The following is a 22,877-nucleotide window of genomic DNA, read 5'->3' on the forward strand; positions in this document are numbered from 1 at the left end:
GCGCTTTCCTCAGAATTTATCTAATTTTACACGTAATAAACCGATACCAGACCTATGAAAATTCTAATTAAAAATGCCAAAATCGTCAATGAAAACAAAATTTTTGAAAGCGATCTGCTCATTGAAAATGACTTGATCTCTAAAATAGAAAAAAATATTACCGAAGAAAATGTGGATCAAATTATCAATGCAACTGGAAAATATCTATTGCCAGGAATCATTGATGACCAAGTTCATTTTCGTGAACCAGGCTTAACGTGGAAAGGAGATATCGAAAGTGAATCCAAAGCTGCAGTTGCTGGTGGAATTACAAGTTTTATGGAACAGCCAAACACGGTTCCAAATGCGGTAACTCAGGAATTATTGGAAGAAAAATATAAAATTGCCGCCAAAAAATCATTTGCGAATTATTCTTTTTTAATGGGTGGAACGAATAATAATTTGGAAGAACTCTTAAAAACGAATCCGCGAAATGTGGCTGGAATTAAACTTTTTCTCGGTTCTTCCACAGGAAATATGTTGGTTGATAATCCGGAAACTTTAGAAAAGATTTTCCGCAGTACAAAAATGCTCATCGCGGTTCATTGTGAAGATGAAGCAACCATCAGAAAAAATACTGAAATTTTTAAAGAAAAATATGGCGAAGAAATTCCCGTTACCGCGCATCATTTAATTCGAAGCGAAGAAGCTTGTTATATTTCTTCCTCAAAAGCAATAGAATTGGCAAAAAAGACGGGGGCAAGATTGCATGTTTTTCATCTATCGACGGCGAAAGAAATGGAACTTTTTCGAAACGATATTCCTCTAAAAGAAAAAATGATCACCGCAGAAGTTTGTATTCATCATCTCACTTTTACCAACGAAGATTACGAAGAAAAAGGCAATTTAATCAAATGGAATCCTGCCATAAAAATGCAAAATGATAAAGACGGTTTATGGGAAGCTTTGCTCGACGACCGAATTGATGTCATCGCAACGGATCACGCTCCACATACTTTAGAAGAAAAATCTCAAAAATATTTGCAGGCGCCTTCTGGTGGACCATTGGTTCAGCACGCTTTAAATGTGATGCTCGAAAATTTTAAAAATGGTAAAATTTCTTTAGAGAAAATTGTGGATAAAATGTGTCATAATCCCGCAATTCTTTTTCAAATCGAAAAACGGGGCTATGTTAAAGAAGGTTTCAAAGCTGATTTAATTTTGGTCGATTTAAATGAAAGTTATACCGTTTCAAAAGACAATATCTTAGCAAAATGTGGTTGGAGTCCTTTCGAAGGAACTGAATTTCATTCAAAAATTACGCACACTTTCGTGAACGGATTTCTGGCTTATGACAATGGAAAAGTTTCCGGCGAAAAGCACGGAGAAAGATTGCTTTTCGAGAGACAAATTTCTAACCAAATCCAAAAAAGTTGAAGAATATAGGGATTCAAATCCAAAAAAGTTGTAGAATATGTGGATTCAAATCCAAAAAAGTTATAAATTTGATTTTATTAATTTGAATTTATGGTCAAAAGATTTTTGGAAGATGAGCTTCAACAAAAGTTTCATCAGGGAAAAGCCGTCATTTTAATGGGTGCGAGACAAGTCGGTAAAACCACTTTACTAAAAGATATTTTCAAAAATAGAACAGATTATCTCTGGTTGAATGCCGATGAAGCTGATGTAATACAACTTTTCGAAGATCCCAATTCTTTGAGGTTAAAACAATTTTTTGGCGATAAACAATTTGTGATTATCGATGAAGCGCAAAGAATCCCCAATGTTGGTTTAAAATTAAAATTAATCACAGATGAGATTCCAGAAATACAATTAATCGCCACCGGGAGTTCTTCTTTTGAGCTGGCAAATAGCGTGAATGAACCACTAACCGGAAGAAAATGGGAGTATAAAATTTTTCCGATTTCTTTCGGAGAAATGGTGAATCACCATGGTTTGCTTCAAGAAAAAAGAGCTCTGAATCATCGCTTGGTTTATGGATATTATCCTGATGTCATCAATAGCATTGGCAATGAGAAAGAAGTTTTAAAACAACTTTCAGATAGTTTTCTGTTTCGGGATATTTTAATGCTGGATCAAATTAAGAAACCCGAAAAAATCATCAAACTTTTACAAGTTTTAGCCTATCAAGTTGGATCACAAGTTTCCTATAACGAAATTGGAAATATGATTGGTTTAGATTCAAAAACGGTGGAGAAATATATCTTAGTTTTAGAGCAATCTTTCGTTATTTTCCGCTTGGGATCATTCAGCAGAAATCATCGGAACGAATTAAAAAACAGTAAAAAAGTATATTTTTATGATAACGGAATCAGAAATGCTTTAATTGCTAACTTTTCTATTGCAGAAAAGCGGGATGATATCGGAAAATTGTGGGAAAATTTTTTGATTTCAGAAAGGATTAAAAAGATTAATTATCAAAACTTGTGGAAAAATTATTGGTTTTGGAGAACGAAAGAACAAAAAGAAATAGATTGGCTGGAAGAAAGCGACGGAAAATTGGAGGCTTTTGAATTTAAATGGAATACCAAAAGAGAAGCAAAAATCCCGAAACAATTTTCTAATGCGTATCCAGAAGCCAATTTTACAATAATTACTCCCACGAATTATGATCTTTTTCTTCTTTAAAAAATAAATTAACCAGGTAGTGAAACATTTCTTCAAAATATTCGTCTAATCATTAATAAAATATAATCTATGTTTAGAAAACTCTCCTTAACAATTACAGCTTTGCTGATTTCTGTGCTGACTTTTGCGCAGAAAGATTTCCAGTGGAAAGAAGCCTCTGGAAATGGTTACACGTACAAGTATGTAACAAACGATCCCATGAGTGCAAGATTTTACACTTTAAAAAATGGTCTCACTGTTATTTTAAGCCCGACCAAAAAAGATCCTCGAATTCAAGCGTATGTCGCAGTGAAAGCCGGAAGCAAAACCGATCCACGCACAAATACGGGTTTGGCGCATTATCTGGAACACATGGTTTTTAAAGGAACCGATAAATATGGTTCTTTGGATTGGGCAAAAGAAAAACCAGAATTAGATAAAATTGATGCGTTATATGAACAGTATAATAAAACAAAAGATGAAGCTCAGAGAAAAGCAATCTACAAAAAAATTGATTCCGTTTCTGGCGTTGCAAGTAAATTTGCCATCGCCAATGAATATGATAAAATGATGGCTGCAATGGGCGCTCAAGGAACAAATGCGTTCACCAGTTTCGAGCAAACCGTTTATACAGATGATGTTCCGAGCAGTTCTTTGAATAAATATTTAGCCGTTCAGGGAGAAAGATTTAGAAATCCTATTTTAAGAATTTTCCATACCGAACTGGAAGCCGTTTATGAAGAAAAAAATAGAAGTTTAGACAGTGACGGTAGTAAAGTTTTCGAAACTCTTTTTTTAGAACTTTTCAAAAATCATAATTACGGACAGCAAACTACGATTGGAACGGTGCAGGATTTGAAGAATCCATCTTTGGTAGAAATCCGAAAATATTTCAACAATTACTATGTTCCCAATAATATGGGAGTTATTTTATCGGGAGATTTTGATCCGGATGTGGTGATTGCACAAGTTGACAAAACTTTTTCTTACATGAAAAACAAGCCGGTTGCGAAATATACGTTCACCCCAGAAGTTGCGATTGCAGCTCCTGTTGTTAAAGAAATTACGGGTCCAGATGCAGAAAATTTAACCATCGGTTTCAGGTTGCCCGGAAATAAAGACAAAGATGTTTTGATCGCAGATTTGGTTGGACAGGTTTTAACCAACGGAAAAGCAGGTTTGATGGATTTGAACTTGGTGAAAAAACAGAAATTACTACGTGCTTCCGCAGAAACTTTTACCTTAATTGATTATGGCGTTTTGTACATCAGTGCAGCTCCAACAAACGGACAAAGTTTGGATCAAGTAAAAACATTGGTATTGGGTGAAATTGATAATCTGAAAAAAGGAAACTTTGATCAGGAGTTAATTACTTCGATTATCAATAATATTAAAAAGAGCAAAATCTACGGTTCTGAAAATTATGGTGATCGTGCAAGTTCTTTGATGGATGCTTTCACCTCAGAACTCAATTGGAGAGATCAGGTTGCTTACGTAAATGATCTTTCGAAGATTTCTAAAGCTGATATCGTTGCTTTTGCCAATAAATATTTGGGCGAAAATTATGTGGCTGTTTTAAAAAGAAAAGGCGAATCGCCAGCTTCTCAAAAAATTGAAAAACCCCAGATTACTCCAGTTGAAACCAATGCGGACAAACAATCTGCTTTTGTGAAAATGGTGGGTGAAATGCCGAATAACCCTTCGACGCCTGTCTTTTTGGATTACAAAAAAGATATCCAGAAATCAATGTTAGGAAAAGCGGAAGTGCTTTATGTTCCAAACACCGAAAATCAGATCTTCCGTTTGAAATACCGGTATAAAATCGGGTCTTTAAATGATTTGAAGCAACCTCTTGCAGCGCAATATCTACAATTTTTAGGAACGGATAAAATGTCTGCGGAAGAAATTTCTAAAGCATTTTACAAAATCGCCTCTAATTTCACCGTTTCTACAGGTGAAGAATATACCACGGTTTCCATCGAAGGATTACAGGAAAATTTCGATCAGGCCGTGAAATTATATGAAGATCTTATTCAAAACGTAAAAGCAGATGATGCCGCTTTGAAAAGTTTGAAAGAAAGAATGGCAAAAGCCCGTAAAGATGTAAAATCCAATAAAGGCGCGATTCTTCAAGGTTTAACAAGCTATGCTTTGTACGGCGAAAAAAATAAATTCAACAATGTATTGAGCAATGCAGAAATGGAAGCTACCACTTCCAAAGAATTGGTTGATCGAATTAAAAACCTCAATAACTACGAACAAACCGTAATTTATTACGGTCCTGCTTCCTTGAAAGAACTAGATGGCAAATTGAAAACCATGCACCAAGTTCCCGCAAAATTTGCTGTAGCAACTCCAGAAAAAGTTTTTAAACAGACCAAACAAATGAAAAATCAAGTTTTGTTCACCGATTACGATATGGTTCAGGCGGAAACCCGTTGGATTAGAAATACCGATCAATATGACGCCAAAAAGAACACCGTTGTAAAAGTTTTCAATAATTATTTCGGGGGCGGAATGGGTTCCATTGTCTTTCAAACGATCCGTGAAAGTAAGGCTTTGGCGTATTCCACCTACGGAGTTTACGTGCAACCACAGAAAAAAGATCAGGAATATTACATGATGAGTTATGTTGGAAGTCAGGCTGATAAATTTAATGATGCAACCACTGCAATGACAGAGTTATTAACGAAAATGCCCGATTTAGCAGGAAATTTAAACTTGGCAAAAACGCAGGTTAAAAAAGACATTCAGACCGAAAGAATTACGCAGGACAATATTATTTTCAATTATTTGGCGGCGAAAGAATTAGGCTTGTCCGAAGATCCGCGAAAAACGATTTACAGTTCTGTAGATAATGTCAAGATGCAGGATTTAAAGACTTTCCATGAAACTAATTTCTCTGGGAAACCTTACACGTACGCAATCGTAGCCTCAGAAAAGAGAGTTCCAATGAAGGATTTAGAAAAACTGGGCGAAGTGAAGAAAATTTCTTTAGAAGAACTTTTTGGGTACTAAACTTTTTAAAAATAATTGATATTAAAACTGCTCCTAATTGGGGCAGTTTTTTTTATGTCATTGCGAGGAGAGTTTTTGTGTCATTGCGGGGAACGTATTTTTGTCATTGCGAGGAACGAAGCAATCTCATCGTCAAGATCATTAAAAAGCGATGTCGGGAAACTTTGTGCAGCGGTTATAGTTTTTATTTTTTTCCATAGCTTGAAATAGGTGATAGCATCTTGCGATAGGCTTGACGTACTTCACCTAATTCAATTCCTAAATTTATTACTTGTTCATCAGAATATTCATCTGGATTTACCCAGTATTCTGATTTATAATCGCAGAGACTTGCAAGTTGATCGTCAAAATGTCTCATAGGAATAGCTGCAGCAGACCAATATTTTGCTAGTTGACCTTCTCTGTCCATATTTCTTTGGGAACCTTTTCCTAAATCTCTGTAATAAAGATAAGTTTCATCTAGTGCTATGGATATAGCACGCAAAGCACTATCTTTCAATTCTCTTCTGTCCTTGGATAAGGTAGCTACAGGACCCAACAGCTTGATTAATCCTTCGATTACTTGTGATATCATATTTTTTATTTTTTATCTCTGTCTTCAATTCCCTTTACTTTATCTTCTGGTAAAGAGTTATAAATTCCAGTGACTTGATTAGGCAATGAAATCATATACTCAACAATTATATTTATTAACTTGAAAAGTTGTGAAACTGTTTCTGGATTATCGGTGTCAATTTGTCCTGGGTGGACAGCATCATTTCCTGTTACTCGAACAATATCTAATGATTGTTGAACTATAATTGGTAATCCTTTTTTTACTAAGTTTCCAATATCAGTATTTATGTTTTTTCCCTCTTCATTAAGTTCTTTACAAAGCACTTGAACTGCAAGTCGCAATAAAGCTGCTGCACCTCTCGGAGATTTAGAATGAATCGAAGAAGCTTCCAAATATATTTTCAATACTTCATTTGGCATATCTGGATTGGGAAAAGGCGAATTACCAGTATCTGGATAATACATTTTTTCATCAATCCATAAACTATTATTATGGCAATTTTGGCACTTGGCAACCCTTATAGTATATACTTCATTCGCATATCCATTAGGTGAATCTCCTTCCCATCTTTTATGCCACCAATCTTGTTTCGCAATTGCGCCACAATGTGGACAGGTAAAAGAACCTTGATAGACTACTGGTTGAATATATTGCATATGTTGTCTTTTTTGCAGTTTAATAAAATGTTGCATAACTCGTTTACCTGTCTGATAAAGTCATATCCACTCATCCCATTTTGGATTAGTTCTATATAAATTTCCCGCCCGCTAAAATACTCAAAAAACCTCCCCAACCAACCATCTTAAACCTTCTATTTTACGAAATATAGTCAATCGATAGAAAATCTTTAAAAATAATCGAAAGTTTTAACTCATATTTTAACATTTCAGCAATATTTAAAGTAATCTCGATAATTTCTAAATTTTTAATGTGGAAAAAATTGAGATCTATTGCTAATTTAAATTTCTGTAGAAAATTTCAACCGTACAAACCCTTCATGAACTTTTATCAAAATGATCATTTCTAAAAAACCTTTGTGACTTCGTGGTTTAAAAAATCTCCTTCCCGTCTTTAAAATATTATCCCTTCAACGAGGGAGAAATCTCTTCATTTTAATTTAGTATTCAATACATTTTATAAAATTTCTTGAGACGATAAATTAATCTTAAATTTAAATAAAAATTAAAATATGAATCTGTACACCCAACCAATGCTCAAAGAAGGAGCCTTAAAAGATAAAGTAGCCATCGTAACCGGTGGTGGAAGCGGACTTGGAAAAGCCATGACGAAATATTTTCTGCAACTCGGCGCCAAAGTAGTGATCACTTCCCGTAATCTAGAAAAATTGCAAGCCACCGCAAAAGAATTAGAAGAAGAAACTGGTGGAAAAGTTCTCTGTGTTCAATGCGATGTGAGAAATTGGGAGGAGGTTGAAGCCATGAAAGAAGCAACACTAAAAGAATTTGGGCAAATTGATATTTTGCTAAACAACGCCGCCGGAAATTTCATTTCTCCTACTGAAAGACTTTCTCACTCTGCTTTTGATTCCATTTTAGACATCGTTTTGAAAGGAACTAAAAACTGCACGCTTTCCATCGGGAAATATTGGATCGATCATAAAGTTCCGGGAACCGTTTTAAATATTGTGACCACTTATGCCTGGACCGGTTCTGCTTATGTAGTTCCTTCCGCGTGTGCAAAAGCCGGAGTTTTAGCCATGACCAGAAGTTTAGCCGTAGAATGGGCAAAATACAACATTCGTTTTAACGCCATCGCTCCAGGACCATTTCCAACAAAAGGAGCCTGGGAAAGATTATTACCGGGAGATTTAGCAGAGAAATTCGATATGCGAAAAAAAGTTCCCTTGAGAAGAGTTGGCGAACATCAGGAATTGGCGAATCTTGCCGCTTATTTGGTTTCTGATTATTCCGCTTATATGAATGGAGAAGTTGTAACCATCGACGGTGGAGAATGGTTGCAGGGAGCCGGAGAATTTAATATGCTCGAAGAAATTCCGCAGGAAATGTGGGATATGCTGGAGTCAATGATCAAAGCGAAAAAGAAAAGCTAAAAATTCAAAAGCCTTTCAGCCTTTGGAAGGCTGAAAGGCTTTTATTATATCCTAAATTCTAAAATCGATAACTCCATAAGGTGACCAACTTTGGAGGAAGAGCCACTGGCGGTGCAGTTTATCCTGAGCGTAGCCGAAGGGTTCAACAGGCTTTCATTTCTTGTCTTTCAGACAAAAGGAAAGCTTAGTTATTATCTACTGTTTTTTTATTAAATATTCTTGGGGATTCTTCCGAGTTTTATTATTGTTTTTCTATATTTTCTTTTTCTGAAATACAACTTAACATCTTGTATTTTTTTATTCCTACGATATAATTTTGTTGGCGTTTTATCATAGTGACTTACATCATAGATAAAGTCCATATAATCAATTCGCCAATATTTATTTCTATGATCGACAATAAATGCATTTTTAATTTTGTGAATTTCGTCAAAATTTACTTGCTCAAATATTTCAACTGAATCAGCCTCATTCAACGTTTTATTTATCTGCTTATTGTCACTTATTATTGCGTTTAAACTATCCCAAAATTCAAGTCCGCAATATTTTATAAATACAGGTCTCTTACCGATATTAAAAATAGTAATTTTTAAAAACGCCCCTTTGTTTTCTTGTAAAACGATATCACCTTGTATAAATAATTTTCCATTATTTTCTTTATAATTTTGAAACGCTATCGTACCTGTAAAAAAAGAAATTATTAAACCTAAAATTGGTGTTGATAATTTTACGATTTCTTCTATTAATATTGGGTTCATTTTTAAAAATTAGTTGTCAATTATTTTTAGTCATACATTTTTAAAATAGTAGATAACGGCAGTCTGTGAAAAAACCTCCGTTTATTACATTCAAAAATAGCGAATTTATTTCAATAATAAGGGAGTAAATTCGTATATTTAATAATGCAACACATCACCGGAATCGCCCGCAATCAAATGGTTTTTACGAGTTTAGAAGATTCGATTTCTGAAGATAATTCAGTTCGATTTGTAGATGCTTTTGTGGAGAATATCGATTTAAAGGCATTAGGTTTTGTACTGCAAACGCTCAAAACGGAAGGACGACCGAGTTTTAATACGCAAATATTTCTCAAAATCTATTTGTAGGGTTATCTCAATGGACTTCGAAGTTCCCGGAAACTCGAAAGAGAGTGCATGAGAAATATTGAACTGCAATGGCTCTTGTTTGGACTTGTACCCAATTACCACAGTATTTCTGATTTTAGAAAAAACAATTCTGCGGGTTTAAAAAAGCTGTTCAAAGTTTTCGTTTCTTTTTTGAAAGATGCCGATCTAATTGCTGGAGAAACCATCGCCATTGACGGTACTAAAAGCAGAGCCCACAACAGTAAAAAAGCCAATTTTAATCAAAAGAAAATTGATAAACACTTGGCTTATATTGAAGAGAAAACTCAACAATACCTGGATGAACTGGCTCAGAATGATGAGAAAGAAAATAGCACTACAATCACTAATATTCAAGAAAAAATAGAGCGGTTAAACAAGAATAAGCTTCGCTACGAAGTCTTAGAAGAAAAACTAAAAACGAGTGGCGAACCTCAAATCAGTACTACCGATGAAGATTCCAGAGCTTTACTGGTTCAGGGGCAAGTTGTGGAAGTGAGTTATAATATTCAAGCCGCTGTTGATGATAAACACAATTTGGTGGTTGCTACCCATACGATAAATCGTAATGACCGTAATGCTTTGAGTGCTATTGCAATTGAAGCGAAGAAGAATTTGGGAGTTGAAACATTCACTGCTTTAGTCGATAAAGGTTATCACAATGGTCGGGAACTCACCCAATGTAAAGAGGAAAATATTATTACGATTGTTGCGCATCCCGAACAAGGAAAGAGCAATGAAAATGGGACTCAGCCAGATTATTTTGTTTCCAAATTCATTTACAATAAAGAAGATGACACCTATATTTGTCCAGAAAATCAGGTTTTAAAAACGACAGGACGGTGGCACAAGAAAACGCGCGATCGAGACAGCTACGAATTTAAAAAATACCGAACTCCCGCTTGCAAAGAATGCGCGGTAAAATCACTTTGTACAAGCAGGACAGGCGGCAGAGAATTAAGCGAAGCGAATCACGAATACAATTAAAAAAAATATAAATAAATGCGTAAATAGACCGAAGTGAATATGCCGATGCTGTTGCAGAAAATAATGAACGTTACCAGGCGAACGCACAATTGTACCGCAAGAGGCAGGAGATCAATGAGCATATTTTTGGAACTATTAAGCGACAATGGGGTTACAACCATACGAATTTAACGGGATTGGAGAAAGTAAATGGCGAACATAGTTTGATAATGTTGGTGTACAACATCAAACGCGCGATGAATATTCTGGGCGTTGCGGAATTAATTGCCAAATTGAAGAACTGGAAATCACCTTACAAAGCGAAGGTGTGTTTTGTTTTTAAGGTGACGTATTTTAAGCATTATATCGCCACTTTAGAAACTGGATTATCAATTGCAGCCTAAAAAACAGCTGGTCTTAAAACGTGTTTATTGAGGATTAGAAGACTGATTTTCTTAGAAAAATATTGAGAAGTTGAGTTTTTTCACAGCCTGACGGTTTGCGGCTTTGCGATGGTGCGGCTTAATATCTAAAATCTTTCTATTATAAACTAAACTTCGGAAAATCTAAAATTTTCAAACTTGCGAAAATCCCGCACTATTGCAAAACCGCTGTTGTCTGATGTACCTTTTCTACAATTTAATCTTGTTTGTCAAGTCAGCGAGAATTTTTCCGTCGTTAATATTTGTTAGAACATTAAACATATAACTTTTTTGATTTTTAAGAAAGGTAATTGTAGTTGTATAAATAACTTGTCCTTGATAATTCATTGTGCCTTTACTTTTTAATGCCTTAATTGAAGGTGAAAGATTAATGAATGTTGTCGTTTCATTGTTTGCTTCAGAATTATTTTTGACTACAGTAAAATAGGTATCTTTAAATGTTTTTAATTCGCTAACAGAAAGATTTTGCATTCTTGAAGTCATATTTTCTGCAGTTACTGAATAATTAATAATTTTATCTCCATCTTTTTGAATTGTGCAACTATAATTATTGAGTCCTTTTGAACTTCTTGTAAATTCCATTTTACAAGGTGTGTTTAAAATTACTCCTTCAATATTGTTGTCAGTTTGAGCGAAAAATAGTGTTGTTAAAAACAACGGAATAAGTACAATTTTTTTCATATTTTTATTTTAAGAATTACAGGTTTTAAAGAATAAAAAACTAACAACAATTACAATGATTTGATAAAATACATATCTTAAACTTCCTTTAACTCCTTCCTTTGCAATATTTTTAAAATCTTTGATTGCTTGTTGCGCTAAATCTACAGATTGCTTTTTAGCAGTATTCATCCATTTTTCGAGAACTTCATCTTTAAATTGATATTCATCTTCAAAATTGGTGTCATTTTCTAAATCACCTTCATTTATGTTAATATCGTTATCATTTAAATATTCTTTGTGAATCTCCCATTCAATATCATATTTATTTCTCGCTTCAACATCTTTTAATATCAAATATGCTTCGTTAATTAACTGCATATTTTCTGTTGTATCAAAATTTAAATTTTTATCTGGATGCCATTTCACACATTGCTTACGAAATGACGATTTTATTTCTTGCGATGTTGCAGTATTGTTAATTTCTAAAATTTTATAATAATCAACAAACATTTTTAAGTAGTTTTATCTAGAAAATGTTGGTCATTGTCATTTTTATCTTCGCTTTCATCTGTTGGTTTGTATTTCCAAATCGCAATTAAACCTCCAACAAGACCTGCCAAAACAAGAAGTTTTAAAGTTGGATTTTCGTTTCCCATCGCTGACAAAGGAATACAAATAACAAATAAAACAATAGACAAAACTATTTTTATAATTACTCTCATTTAATTTTTTTTATATTTAAGATTGATTTTTTCATCGTGTAATTTAGGTTTAAACCTAATGAAAAAGAATGTATTTCTAAAAATTCATTATTTATTTTAACTGCTGAATAAGTTTCGTATGAATATACTGGATAACCACCAATATAATCGCTGTTATTGTACTTATACGTTTCTATAATATACTGCTTATTTAGAGTGTCGCCTTTTTTAGATTCTAATAGAGTATATTTATCAGGTTTTGATTCGAACTCCTTATTTTTCAAATCTTCTAAAACAGAATTTAACTCAGTCTTATCACTTTTATTAATATCTATTGTTGCGATTTTTTTTCCATCATTAAACATCCAATTATTAGGTTTATTTTCAACAAATGTTGTAGGTAAATCAAACTTTATATTTTCAACTTCAATTGTACGAGTTTTTAGTTGCAGTTTTTGTTCTTTTTTTTGACACGATATTAGCAAAAATGCGAAACTTATAATTGTTAAAATTATTTTTATTTTCATAGCGTTATTTTGGTATAGCACATAACGTCAGTCTGTGAAAAAACCTCCGTTTATTACTTTCAAAAATAGCGAATTTATTTCAATAATAAGGGAGTAAATTCGTATCTTTAATAATGCAACACATCACCGGAATCGCCCGCAATCAGATGGTTTTTACGAGTTTAGAAGATTCGGTTTCTGAAGATAATTCAGTTCGATTTGTAGATGCTTTTGTGGAGAATATCGATTTAAAAGCATTAGGTTTTGAACTGCAAACTCTCAAAACGGAAGGACGCCCGAGTTTCAATACGCAAATATTTCTCAAAATCTATTTGTATGGTTACCTCAATGGTCTTCGAAGTTCGCGGAAACTTGAAAAAGAGTGCGTGCGAAATATTGAACTTCAATGGCTTTTATTTGGACTTGTACCCAATTACCACAGCATTTCTGATTTTAGAAAAAACAATCCTGCGGGCTTAAAAATGCTGTTCAAAGTTTTCGTTTCTTTTTTGAAAGATGCCGATCTAATTGCTGGAGAAACCATCGCCATTGACGGTACTAAAAGCAGAGCACACAACAGTAAAAAAGCCAATTTTAATCAAAAGAAAATTGATAAACACCTAGCTTACATTGAAGAAAAATCACAGCAATATTTAGATGAATTAGCACAAAATGACGCTGAAGAAAATAGCACTACAATCACTAATATTCAAGAAAAAATAAAACGTTTAAAGAAGAATAAACTTCGCTACGAAGTCTTGGAAGAAAAATTAAAAGCGAGTGGCGAACCTCAAATCAGCACTACTGATGAAGATTCCAGAGCACTTTTGGTTCAGGGACAAGTGGTGGAAGTGAGTTATAATATTCAGGCAGCTGTTGATGATAAACACAATTTGGTGGTTGCTACACATACGATAAATCGTAATGACAGAAATGCTTTGAGCGCCATTGCAATTGAAGCTAAGAAGAATTTGGGCGTTGAAACATTCACTGCTTTAGTAGACAAAGGTTATCACAATGGTCGGGAAATTACCCAATGTAAAGAGGAAAATATTATTACGATTGTTGCGCATCCCGAACAAGGAAAGAGCAATGAAAACGGGACTCAGCCAGATTATTTTGTTTCCAAATTCATTTACAATAAAGAAGATGACACCTATATTTGTCCAGAAAATCAGGTTTTAAAAACGACAGGACGGTGGCACAAGAAAACGCGCGATAGAGACAGTTATGAGTTCAAAAAATACCGAACTCCCGCTTGCAAAGAATGTCTTGTAAAATCACTTTGTACAAGCAGAACAGGCGGCAGAGAAATAGACCGAAGCCAGTATGCCGATGCTGTTGCAGAGAACAACCAGCGCTACCAAGCCAATGCGCAATTGTATCGAAAACGACAGGAGATCAACGAGCATATTTTTGGAACTATTAAGCGACAATGGGGTTATAATCACACTAATTTAATTGGACTTGAGAAAGTAAATGGCGAACATAGTTTGATAATGTTGGTTTACAACATCAAACGTGCGATGAACATTCTGGGCGTTCAGGAATTAATTGCCAAATTGAAGAACTGGAAGTCGCCTTACAAAGCGAAGGTGTGTTTTGTTTTTAAAGTGACGTATTTTAAGCATTATATCGCCACTTTAGAAACTAGATTATCAATTGCAGCCTAAAAAACAGCTGGTCTTAAAACGTGTTTATTGAGGGTTGGAAGACTGATTTTCTTAGAAAAATATTGAGAAGTTGAGTTTTTTCACAGCCTGACGGTTTGGCGCTTGGCGAAGGTGGCGATTTTTACCACAAATATTGATGCGGAGAACCAAATTTTGATTAACCACAAATGTGTCTGCGGAGCACTGAACCGCCACTTTTGCCAAACGCCTGTTACCAGCCGTATTTTTTTCTGTTGTCAATATTTTGTCGTTACGCTATTTGAAAAACTACCTGCGTTATTCTTGTTTTTGTAATTTATCTGAACGCTGTATTGTTTGTCTTTGTGAAAGTTTTCAGAGCGAACTACAAAGGAGTTTAATCCTTTTTTTGCTTTTGATTTCAAAATTCCTACCACTTTGTCACTTTCATAGTCTTGAATTTCAATTTCAACTTCTGCTTTGTCCACAAAGTAGATTGTTACTTCAACTTCGTTCTTTGACTTGCTGATTATATCTCTAATGTTGTTTTTGTCTGTGATATATGCTCTTTCTCGCTTTTTACCTTTTTCAATTCCTTTAATTTTTGTGTAAGTAATTATTCCTTGAACATTACCAAATTCAATAAACGGCATTGGGAAGAAAGGCAAAATGTAATATCTGTATGGGTCGCTTTTAGCTTGAACGATTTTTTGATATGCAAATCCGTCAACTGTGTCAACTGTAACTCCTTGCAAAAACAAGTCTTTCCCTTTTTCAGCTTCAACTATTTTTAGTTCCGTTTTGTAGTCTTGAAAAGGCACAAATTGATAACCTACATAATAACCGCTGTCTGTAACTGTTACTAAAAGTTCTTGCGGACTATCATAAGAACCACTTAAATAATTGTAGCCTTCCACTTCAAATTTCAACGCCTTTGTATTGTTAACAATTGTGTCGCTTAAATACTTGAAATTTTTGAATTGTTTGTCTTCGTATTCGGCAAGATTGGTCGTATCATCATACCATTTTCTGCGATAGAATAATTGAATTTCATCACCTTTTTGTATGTCGAACTTTGTTGAAGCAGTAAAGTTGTTCTTAAAACCGTTCGTTATGTCATTATAATTGTCGCCCATTAACTGTTTGGTGTAAAACTGTCCATTGCTCGAAACAACAAGTGATTGTAGGTCGGGAATAATAACAAGATAAATTTCTGAATTGTCTTTTTGGTAATACTTTCTTGGTGTTTTTTTTGTCGCAACTAAACTGTCTCTTGGGTAGCTGTTTCGAGTGTCAATAAATTCAAGTAAGATATTTGATTGTTTGCCGAAGATTGTACCAGTTTGTTCTTTGTCGGATTGGTAGCTGATTTTGTGTACTACTTTTTTGCTGTTGTCAAGTAAAGAATAAACACCATTTACAAATGTTTCGTAGAAAGTTTTTGTTTCTCTCTTGTCGGAATAGTTGATAAAGTCTGATGTTTGAAATTTGCGGTATTTTACGTTGTCTATAATTGTGTCAGCTAAGTCAGTTCTTGTTTGCAGTCCGATATATTCGTTTTTTTTGTCAAAGTAAGTCGCTCTAATATAAATTTTAGAGTTCGCAAGTTCACTTCGGGAAGATTGTCCAAAAGCTATATAGCTGAATAAAAGTAAAAATATTGTCAATGTTTGTTTCATATGCTCGGTCGTTCTAATATGGCTGGTAACTTGTATATATGTATCACTCAGTCATACATATCCACCCAACAGTGGTTGTATATGTATCATAAACGTGATACTTATTTCTTTTTCAAATATATAAAAAACATCCTCAAAAGAAATTCAAACCAAATAAAAAATGCTCATTTGCAATCGTTCCCCAATTACTCCCCCTCAATCATCCGCCGGAGTGCCACTTGCGCCGCTTCCATTTGGGTGGGGTTCAGATCCCGAAACTCTTGCAGCGCAAAAGCGGTGGGGTGTTTGCTCCAGTCTTTTAAAGCATGGTTTTCTAAACCGGTAAAGTCGGGTGCAACTTCTACCCGCAGCAATTCTTTGGGAGTGCGGGTCATAAAGTGCAGTAATAACAAGCTTCTCATCAACTTGTAATAAGTTTACTAAAAAGTGCGGTACGTTTTTCCCAACCGTTCGAGTAACATTAATTTTATGGTAACTATTTTTTCAGAAGCTTACAAAAAGTTCCTATTGTAGAAGTAAAATCATCAAAATCAACACACTATCAAAACTACGAACCCATTCCAACACCTCTCTCTCTCTCTCAAAGGATTTTAATGAACTTTAATTTCTTAATGTTTTAAGTAAAAAGAATAGTTCACGAGCATCATTTTTTATCCTATCCTCTATTTTTAAAACCCCACCCTGTCCGCTTCCCTTTAGAAGAAGGCGTTCATCAGTATTTTGGTCATCTTTTCATTTTATTATTAATGCAGTCCTTTTGTAACATACTTAGCTCACTTCCCTACTTATCATCAAAATATCCCTATGAATTTTAAATTTTTCAAACCTCTGTTAGCTTTAGCAATTGCATTTTTTGTGCAATTTTCAGCTCAGACAGATGCGCCAAAGTATAGTTATACGGAAGCGTTCAAACCATTTTTTTACCAAAATAACGGAACGGAAACCCGTTCTGCAAGCGGCCAACCGGGACACAATTACTGGCAAAACAGTGCAGACTATATTTTGATCGCAACTTTAGATGATGCTAAAAATGAGATTTCGGGTTCTGCAGAAATTACCTACACCAATAATAGTTTCGATGATCTAAGTTTTCTCTGGCTTCAATTGGATCAAAATTTATTTAAAAAGGATTCCCGCGGAAATGCCATAGTTCCAACCTCTGGAAGCAGAAACGGTGCTCACGGACAAGAATTTGATGGCGGTTATACCATAAAATCGGTGGAAATTCTTTCAGCCAATGGAAAAAATTTGAAGGTAAATCCAAAATATAGTATTTCAGATACGAGAATGCAGATTGATCTTCCGCAAGATTTAAAAGCAAAGGGAGGCATTGTAAAATTTATTATTAATTATTCTTTCGTTTCTCCAAATTATGGATCGGATAGAATGGGTGTAGAACCTACGAAAAATGGAAAAATTTTCACCATCGCGCAGTGGTTTCCCAGAATGAGCGTTTATGATGACCAGATGGGTTGGAACACTTTGCCTTATTTAGGTGCGGGTGAATTTTATTTGGAATATGGGGATGTTACCGCGAATATTACGGTGCCTGCCAATCATTATGTAGTAGCTTCCGGAGAATTGTTAAATCCGAAAGAGGTCTACACGAATGATCAAAATAAAAAATGGGATGCCGCCAGAAATAGCGAAAAGACGGTAATCGTGCGGTCCGCAGCGGAAGCAAATGCAACAGCAAAATCTTCAGCTTCCACTAAAACATGGAAATTCAAAATGGTAAATACGCGCGATTTCGCGTGGGCTTCTTCTTCTGCCTTTATCATTGATGCTGCCAGAATTAATTTACCGAGTGGCAAAAAATCTTTGGCTGTTTCTGCTTATCCGGTAGAAAGTGATGGCGATGCAGCCTGGGCGAGATCTACAGAATATACCAAAACTTCCATTGAACATTATTCGAAGAAATGGTATGAATATACTTATCCCACTGCAGTAAATGTGGCCGGTAATGAAGGCGGAATGGAATATCCGGGAATTGTATTTTGCCATATGGATTCTAAAGGTGCAGATTTATGGGGAGTTACCGATCATGAATTTGGGCACAACTGGTTCCCCATGATCGTGGGCTCCAATGAAAGAATGTACGCCTGGATGGATGAAGGATTTAATACTTTTATCAATGGTATTTCTGAGAAGGAATTTAACAAGGGAGAATATCATCAACCCAGACCACTGCAGAGTATGGCTCCAGCTTTTAACAGCGATCAAATGGAAGCGGTAATGACGCCACCAGATAATTTGAAAGAGAGAAATCTCGGTTTTTTAGGATATTACAAACCGGGAGCAGGATTACAAATGTTGCGTGATAACATATTGGGAGAGGAGCGTTTTGATAAAGCTTTTCGGGAATATATAAAAAGATGGGCCTTTAAACATCCTACTCCGGATGATTTTTTCCGCACCATGGAAAATGTTTCGGGGGAGGAATTAAACTGGTTTTGGAGAGGTTGGTTTGCTAACAAGTGGAAAATTGATCAAGCCGTGAAAAATGTAAAATATAAAAATGGAGATTTTACGAAAGGTGCAGTGATCCAGCTCGAAAACATCGGTCAGTTGCCAATGCCTGTAAATATGGAAATTAAGTTTAAAGATGGAACCACGCAGAATATGAAACTGCCGGTAGAAATTTGGAAGAGAAATACGGAATGGACTTTTGAGGTTCCTACCAAAAAAGAAATTATCTCGGTTCAGTTAGATCCAAAAGGAACATTACCCGATGCAAATGTGATGGATAACATTTTTAAAATTGAGGCCAGTAGTATTACAGACAAAGTTGATTTAAAAGAATTTGTGGGAAGTTTTTCCAGCAAGCAAATCCCCCTAAAGATTGTTAACTCCATTAAGAATGATCAACTTATGGCGCAGGCAACTGGACAGATGGCATTAGCCTTAGAATATGAAGGATCGGATAAGTTTACTTTTGCAATGGCGGGGATTGAACTTCAATTTTCCAAAAACCGTAAAAGTTTTACCTTGAATCAAGGGGGGCAACAATATGAATTCACAAAGGATTAAGGCATAAAGTTTAAATAATGATTCAAATTTAATTTTTAGAATGATGAAAGTCCAGTTTTATACTGGACTTTCGCTTGTGTTTTAAAATTCACTTTTCGTAATGAAAATCGAAAAGTCAGATGTTCAAATGCATCTGAAGTGTGAAAGTTCTCATTGTCATTAAGACTTATTTTGGTAAAGGCGGCGGACTTAACCGCTGGGTTTTGGAACTTAAAGTTTCTAAAAAAGATTCCAAAGCTTCCATTTCCCCTTTTGTTAAGTTTAGCGGTTTTAGAAGTTTTGATTTTTGAGATACCAAGCCAATTCCATTATGAACTGTTGATCTTTTTTTAGAAGGTTCTGGATTACCAACGTTGTAGAATGTTAGAACATCTATTAATGGCATAAATGCACCATTATGCATCCACGGTCCGGTGCGTGTAATCTCTCTTAAAGTTGGAACGCGAAATTTGCCTACATCTTCTGGTTTCAGCGTGACTAAATATCTTCCCAGGTCTTGCTGTTTGCTTCCTAATAATGCTGTACCATCATTTTCAAATTGGTTATTAGAGAAATATCCGGTGTTATGGCAATTGATGCACTGCGCTTTTGTTCGGAATAAATGAAGTCCTGTAACTTCCTGATCAGAATAAACTTCCTCGTCACCATCAATGAATCGGTCGAATTTAGTAGATCCGCTTTTAATAGACCGTTCGAAGGTGGCAATTGCTTTTCCTATTTTTTCTTTAGAGACCTCTTTGGTTCCGAAAGCTTCTATAAAGAGTTTTTCATACCCTTTGATCGCACTAATTTTTCCTACTGCAAGATTTAAATGTTCATTCATTTCTCTTGGATCTTCTACCGGCATTTGTGCCTGTTCTTCCAAAGAATTTGCACGTCCGTCCCAAAAGGGCTTATTGATGTGGGCAGAATTGATGATCGTCATTGCATTTCTGGCGCCCAATTGTCGGTCATGCCCAAAAGACAGTGTTTTATTATCCGTCCAGGCTAAATCTGGATCGTGGCAAGAAGCGCAGGCGATTTGTTTGGAACTTGATAAACGTGGATCGAAAAAAAGAGTCTTGCCCAGTTTTTCTTTTTCTTTAGAATATAAATTATCTTCCGGATAAATAGTTGCAGGGAGATGTCCTATGTCTTCAAAATTATTTTTCACAGTCTCATCTAAATCTGCTATTGGCCAGTTTGCCTGACCAGATGAGTATAGTTTTTTTAGTTCCGCGGCTGTGTACTGAGTAGATTTTATAGGTTGGTGGACTGCAGTGCCTGAGCAGGAATATACGATCACAAATAGAAATAGAATCAGAGGTAAAATATATGTCTTCATGCCTGTTGTTTTGAATTAATAGAGCAGTACAATATTATAACTTTTATAGATTTTTAGCTATATTTGTTTGATAAAATTAATCAAACACCAAAAATTATGAAAATAAATTATTTTTTAGTATTGAGTTTGTTCTTTGTAACATTAAACGCTCAATATGATGGTTTTACAAGAACTGGTGCGCTTACCGGGGCAGATAATTGGGCCAGTCACAGCGGAACAGCGGGGCAGATTCTCATGCTTACCACGCCGTCTGATCTTGGGAACAGTTTAAATTATGCTGGTGCCACTACACCTACCGGTAACAGAATTGGAATGTCTACACTTTATACAGAAGATGCCAATAAAAAATTTACTACATCGCAAACTGCTGCTGCTTTTGTTTCCTTCTTTATGAAAGTAACGGATGAATCCTCTTTTTCTGCAAATACATTAGCAACGCCACCGGGATATCCTGCACATTTTTCTCCAACTTCTGGCGGGGACATTGGGAGTTCAGGTTTTGTTGCGAGATTATCTTTGCGAAAAGGAGCTTCTGCCGGTAAATTCAATATCGGAATATTGAATACGACAGGGGGTAGCGCCGGACTTACGGACATTTACGGGTCAGCAACTCCTGCAGAATATAATATTAATACTACTTATTTTGTGGTCATCAAATATGATATGACTGGAGCAACCGGTGTTTCTTCCCTCTGGATCAATCCTGCAATTTCTTCTGAAGGTAGTCCTACGGTGAGCAGTGCATTTGGTACGAGTGCGAAACAAAGCCAAATTGAAAGTTTTGCCCTGAGAAATTCCACAAATACTGGAATTTGGGAATTGGATGAATTAAGAATGGGATCAACGTGGGCCGAGGTAGTTGGAGCTACGCTGAAGGTGACTGATGTAAAAGGTGATTCTAAAATTCTATCAAATACCAAAGTTAATGATCAGTTCAGAGTTCTGGCAAAAGGAACCTCTGGTGTAGAAATTTTCAATAGCGCAGGTCAGTTGGTAAAAAAATTGAGTGCAGAAAATAACCAGCCGATTTTTGTAGGTGAATTAACAAAAGGGATTTACTTTGTGAAAGTGCAAAACAACGGAAAGATTTCTTCTGCAAAAATAATTAAAGAGTAGTCTAATAAGATTAACGTAAAATAAGAAAGACCTCGCAGGAGGTCTTTTTCGTTTTTAATATCCAGGATTCTGAATCATGTTATTATTAATTTCAATGGACTGTTGCGGAATGGGAACTACAAATTTATTATTCGGATAAGCTAGGTTACACTGCGTAGAAATACAACCCAAGTTGCGCAATACATTTTTCTGATTTCTCATCAAATCCCAAAAATATTTATTTTCATGAGTAAATTCTTTGCGCTTTTCCAGCAAAAGATCATCGATGGTCAGAATCTCCAGAGGTTGAAGGCCTGCTCTTGCTCTGATCTTATTGATGTCTGCCTTTGCCAGATCATTTTTACCGGATTTTAAGTATGCTTCACCTCGAATAAAGTAAAGTTCTGTAAGTCGATAAATGAGTCCAGATATATTTTTGTACTTAGTGGTGAAGGTGTATAATTTTGATCGGATGGTCTTCGTTTCCAAAATATTTTTTCGGGCATCGTTTGTTTCTAATAATTGCGTGTAATCACCAGATACAGCATATTTGGAGTACTGAGAATTGCTGGTAAAATTGTATAGGGAGCCGAGCATATTATCATTTTCGTCTGTCCTTGGTAAATCCCATATTTTTTCAGATTGTGCCCAATTCGTGGAAAGTTCTGCAGTTGGGGTTAATGTTTTACCAGGATTGTTAATGACTTCATCACTCCATTTGATTGCTTTTTGCCAATCGTTTTTCCAGAGTGCTATTTCTGCTGCTAAAGATTTGGCCGCATTTACATTCAGAAACTGATATTCGAAACCTGCAGGGATTGCTTTACCCGAAGTATAAAGTGGAATGGCGCTTTCTATATCGTTTGTTAAAAGCTCCAAGGATCTAAAAGCTGTTTCCCGTGCTGGATAATCAATTCCTACTTTTAGAGGACGGGTGTTGTAGACGATGCCTAAATGGTTGCTATCTGCGGTGAAAGTATGATTCTGCGCGTAAATTTTGTATAAATTAAAATGAATAAATGCCCGCAGCGCTAAACATTCTGCTTTAATTTGGTTTTTCTCTCCGCTGGTTGCATCTGCTATTTGATCTAAATTTTCTAAAATTAGATTAAGGTTATTAATGATTTCATAGCTTCCGGAGTAGAAAGATGCGAGATCACTATCGCTTTTCTCATCTGCAAAATTATAAATCTGATTTACAAATGGTGGAATAGAAATAGTTCCATTAGATGTACTTGGAGTGAAAGTTATATTTCCGCCTAAGAGATCGGCATAAGCAAAAAATGAATCAGTCAGTAAGGTCGTTCTCGTTTTGTAGTAAGCGCCATTTAAAGCAACCAAAGCTCCATTTTTTGTAGAAAGCTGGGTGTTAATTGAGATCTGTTCTACGGGCTCCACATTTAAAAAATCTTTGCATCCTAGAAAAGACAGGAGCAATGTTAAATAAAGAAGTTTTTTCATTG

General features: G+C 35.3%; 21 protein-coding genes. 10 read left to right on the plus strand and 11 right to left on the minus strand.

The genetic code is table 11. From position 1 onward, the window contains the following. Positions 1-54 precede the first annotated feature (54 nt). From RCH13_RS06675 to RCH13_RS06685, 3 genes are all read left to right on the plus strand, one after another. Complete coding sequence (locus tag RCH13_RS06675) at positions 55-1,416, plus strand: dihydroorotase (protein ID WP_326986459.1); 1,362 nt, start codon at positions 55-57, stop codon at positions 1,414-1,416. A gap of 90 nt (positions 1,417-1,506) precedes the next feature. Then, the gene (locus tag RCH13_RS06680) at positions 1,507-2,628 is read left to right on the plus strand and encodes an ATP-binding protein (RefSeq protein ID WP_326986460.1); all 1,122 of its coding nucleotides are present in this window, start codon (positions 1,507-1,509) and stop codon (positions 2,626-2,628) included. A 69-nt stretch (positions 2,629-2,697) separates the two neighbouring features. Continuing rightward, a complete protein-coding gene (locus RCH13_RS06685) occupies positions 2,698-5,625 on the plus strand; it encodes a M16 family metallopeptidase (RefSeq protein ID WP_326986461.1) in 2,928 nt (975 codons plus the stop codon). 184 nt (positions 5,626-5,809) lie between these two features. Here RCH13_RS06685 and RCH13_RS06690 read toward each other — a convergent pair whose 3' ends face one another. Together RCH13_RS06690 and RCH13_RS06695 are read right to left on the minus strand one after the other, a co-directional pair. Then, positions 5,810-6,199: a hypothetical protein gene (locus RCH13_RS06690; protein WP_326986462.1), complete on the minus strand. Its 390-nt coding sequence runs from the start codon at positions 6,197-6,199 to the stop codon at positions 5,810-5,812. A 5-nt stretch (positions 6,200-6,204) separates the two neighbouring features. After that, on the minus strand, positions 6,205-6,837 hold the full coding sequence (locus RCH13_RS06695) for a DUF4145 domain-containing protein (RefSeq protein ID WP_326986463.1): 633 nt from the start codon (positions 6,835-6,837) through the stop codon (positions 6,205-6,207). A gap of 533 nt (positions 6,838-7,370) precedes the next feature. Between RCH13_RS06695 and RCH13_RS06700 the strand changes: the two genes are divergently transcribed. Continuing rightward, positions 7,371-8,252, plus strand: a complete 882-nt coding sequence (locus RCH13_RS06700) for an SDR family oxidoreductase (protein ID WP_326986464.1) — start codon at positions 7,371-7,373, stop codon at positions 8,250-8,252. Between the two features lie 209 nt (positions 8,253-8,461). Here RCH13_RS06700 and RCH13_RS06705 read toward each other — a convergent pair whose 3' ends face one another. Next, on the minus strand, positions 8,462-9,010 hold the full coding sequence (locus RCH13_RS06705; RefSeq protein WP_326986465.1) for a hypothetical protein: 549 nt from the start codon (positions 9,008-9,010) through the stop codon (positions 8,462-8,464). Between the two features lie 144 nt (positions 9,011-9,154). Between RCH13_RS06705 and RCH13_RS06710 the strand changes: the two genes are divergently transcribed. From RCH13_RS06710 to RCH13_RS06720, 3 genes are all read left to right on the plus strand, one after another. Further along, on the plus strand, positions 9,155-9,358 hold the full coding sequence (locus tag RCH13_RS06710; RefSeq protein WP_326986466.1) for a hypothetical protein: 204 nt from the start codon (positions 9,155-9,157) through the stop codon (positions 9,356-9,358). A 48-nt stretch (positions 9,359-9,406) separates the two neighbouring features. Beyond that, positions 9,407-10,363, plus strand: a complete 957-nt coding sequence (locus tag RCH13_RS06715) for a transposase (RefSeq protein ID WP_326986467.1) — start codon at positions 9,407-9,409, stop codon at positions 10,361-10,363. 89 nt (positions 10,364-10,452) lie between these two features. Then, positions 10,453-10,746, plus strand: coding sequence for a transposase (locus RCH13_RS06720; protein WP_326986468.1), 294 nt, complete (start codon positions 10,453-10,455; stop codon positions 10,744-10,746). Between the two features lie 228 nt (positions 10,747-10,974). Here RCH13_RS06720 and RCH13_RS06725 read toward each other — a convergent pair whose 3' ends face one another. From RCH13_RS06725 to RCH13_RS06740, 4 genes are read right to left on the minus strand one after another with little or no spacing between them, the layout of a single operon-like run. Continuing rightward, positions 10,975-11,466 carry a hypothetical protein gene (locus RCH13_RS06725; RefSeq protein WP_326986469.1) on the minus strand — a complete coding sequence of 164 codons (492 nt, stop codon included), beginning with the start codon at positions 11,464-11,466 and terminating at the stop codon, positions 10,975-10,977. Positions 11,467-11,475: 9 nt separating this feature from the next. Further along, a complete protein-coding gene (locus tag RCH13_RS06730) occupies positions 11,476-11,958 on the minus strand; it encodes a DnaJ domain-containing protein (protein ID WP_326986470.1) in 483 nt (160 codons plus the stop codon). Positions 11,959-11,960: 2 nt separating this feature from the next. Continuing rightward, entirely contained in the window at positions 11,961-12,170 is a 210-nt protein-coding gene (locus tag RCH13_RS06735; protein WP_326986471.1) for a hypothetical protein, read from the minus strand. Further along, complete coding sequence (locus RCH13_RS06740) at positions 12,167-12,676, minus strand: hypothetical protein (protein ID WP_326986472.1); 510 nt, start codon at positions 12,674-12,676, stop codon at positions 12,167-12,169. Before RCH13_RS06740 ends, RCH13_RS06735 begins: the two co-directional genes overlap by 4 nt. 113 nt (positions 12,677-12,789) lie before the next feature. Between RCH13_RS06740 and RCH13_RS06745 the strand changes: the two genes are divergently transcribed. Next, the gene (locus RCH13_RS06745) at positions 12,790-14,328 is read left to right on the plus strand and encodes an IS1182 family transposase (protein WP_326986473.1); all 1,539 of its coding nucleotides are present in this window, start codon (positions 12,790-12,792) and stop codon (positions 14,326-14,328) included. Between the two features lie 236 nt (positions 14,329-14,564). On the opposite strand, the gene RCH13_RS06750 is transcribed toward RCH13_RS06745, so the two are convergent. Continuing rightward, positions 14,565-15,953, minus strand: a complete 1,389-nt coding sequence (locus RCH13_RS06750; RefSeq protein ID WP_326986474.1) for a hypothetical protein — start codon at positions 15,951-15,953, stop codon at positions 14,565-14,567. Between the two features lie 197 nt (positions 15,954-16,150). Then, positions 16,151-16,339, minus strand: coding sequence for a hypothetical protein (locus RCH13_RS06755; protein ID WP_326986475.1), 189 nt, complete (start codon positions 16,337-16,339; stop codon positions 16,151-16,153). A gap of 430 nt (positions 16,340-16,769) precedes the next feature. Between RCH13_RS06755 and RCH13_RS06760 the strand changes: the two genes are divergently transcribed. Continuing rightward, positions 16,770-18,995 (plus strand): M1 family metallopeptidase, encoded by a 2,226-nt coding sequence (locus RCH13_RS06760; protein ID WP_326986476.1) that lies wholly within the window; start codon positions 16,770-16,772, stop codon positions 18,993-18,995. 166 nt (positions 18,996-19,161) lie between these two features. Here RCH13_RS06760 and RCH13_RS06765 read toward each other — a convergent pair whose 3' ends face one another. Beyond that, positions 19,162-20,319: a cytochrome-c peroxidase gene (locus tag RCH13_RS06765; RefSeq protein WP_326986477.1), complete on the minus strand. Its 1,158-nt coding sequence runs from the start codon at positions 20,317-20,319 to the stop codon at positions 19,162-19,164. A gap of 96 nt (positions 20,320-20,415) precedes the next feature. Between RCH13_RS06765 and RCH13_RS06770 the strand changes: the two genes are divergently transcribed. Continuing rightward, complete coding sequence (locus RCH13_RS06770) at positions 20,416-21,435, plus strand: T9SS type A sorting domain-containing protein (protein WP_326986478.1); 1,020 nt, start codon at positions 20,416-20,418, stop codon at positions 21,433-21,435. Between the two features lie 54 nt (positions 21,436-21,489). On the opposite strand, the gene RCH13_RS06775 is transcribed toward RCH13_RS06770, so the two are convergent. Next, the gene (locus RCH13_RS06775) at positions 21,490-22,875 is read right to left on the minus strand and encodes a RagB/SusD family nutrient uptake outer membrane protein (RefSeq protein WP_326986479.1); all 1,386 of its coding nucleotides are present in this window, start codon (positions 22,873-22,875) and stop codon (positions 21,490-21,492) included. Positions 22,876-22,877: the final 2 nt, after the last annotated feature.

The organism is Chryseobacterium sp. MP_3.2 (genome assembly GCF_035984805.1).
Lineage (GTDB): Bacteria > Bacteroidota > Bacteroidia > Flavobacteriales > Weeksellaceae > Kaistella.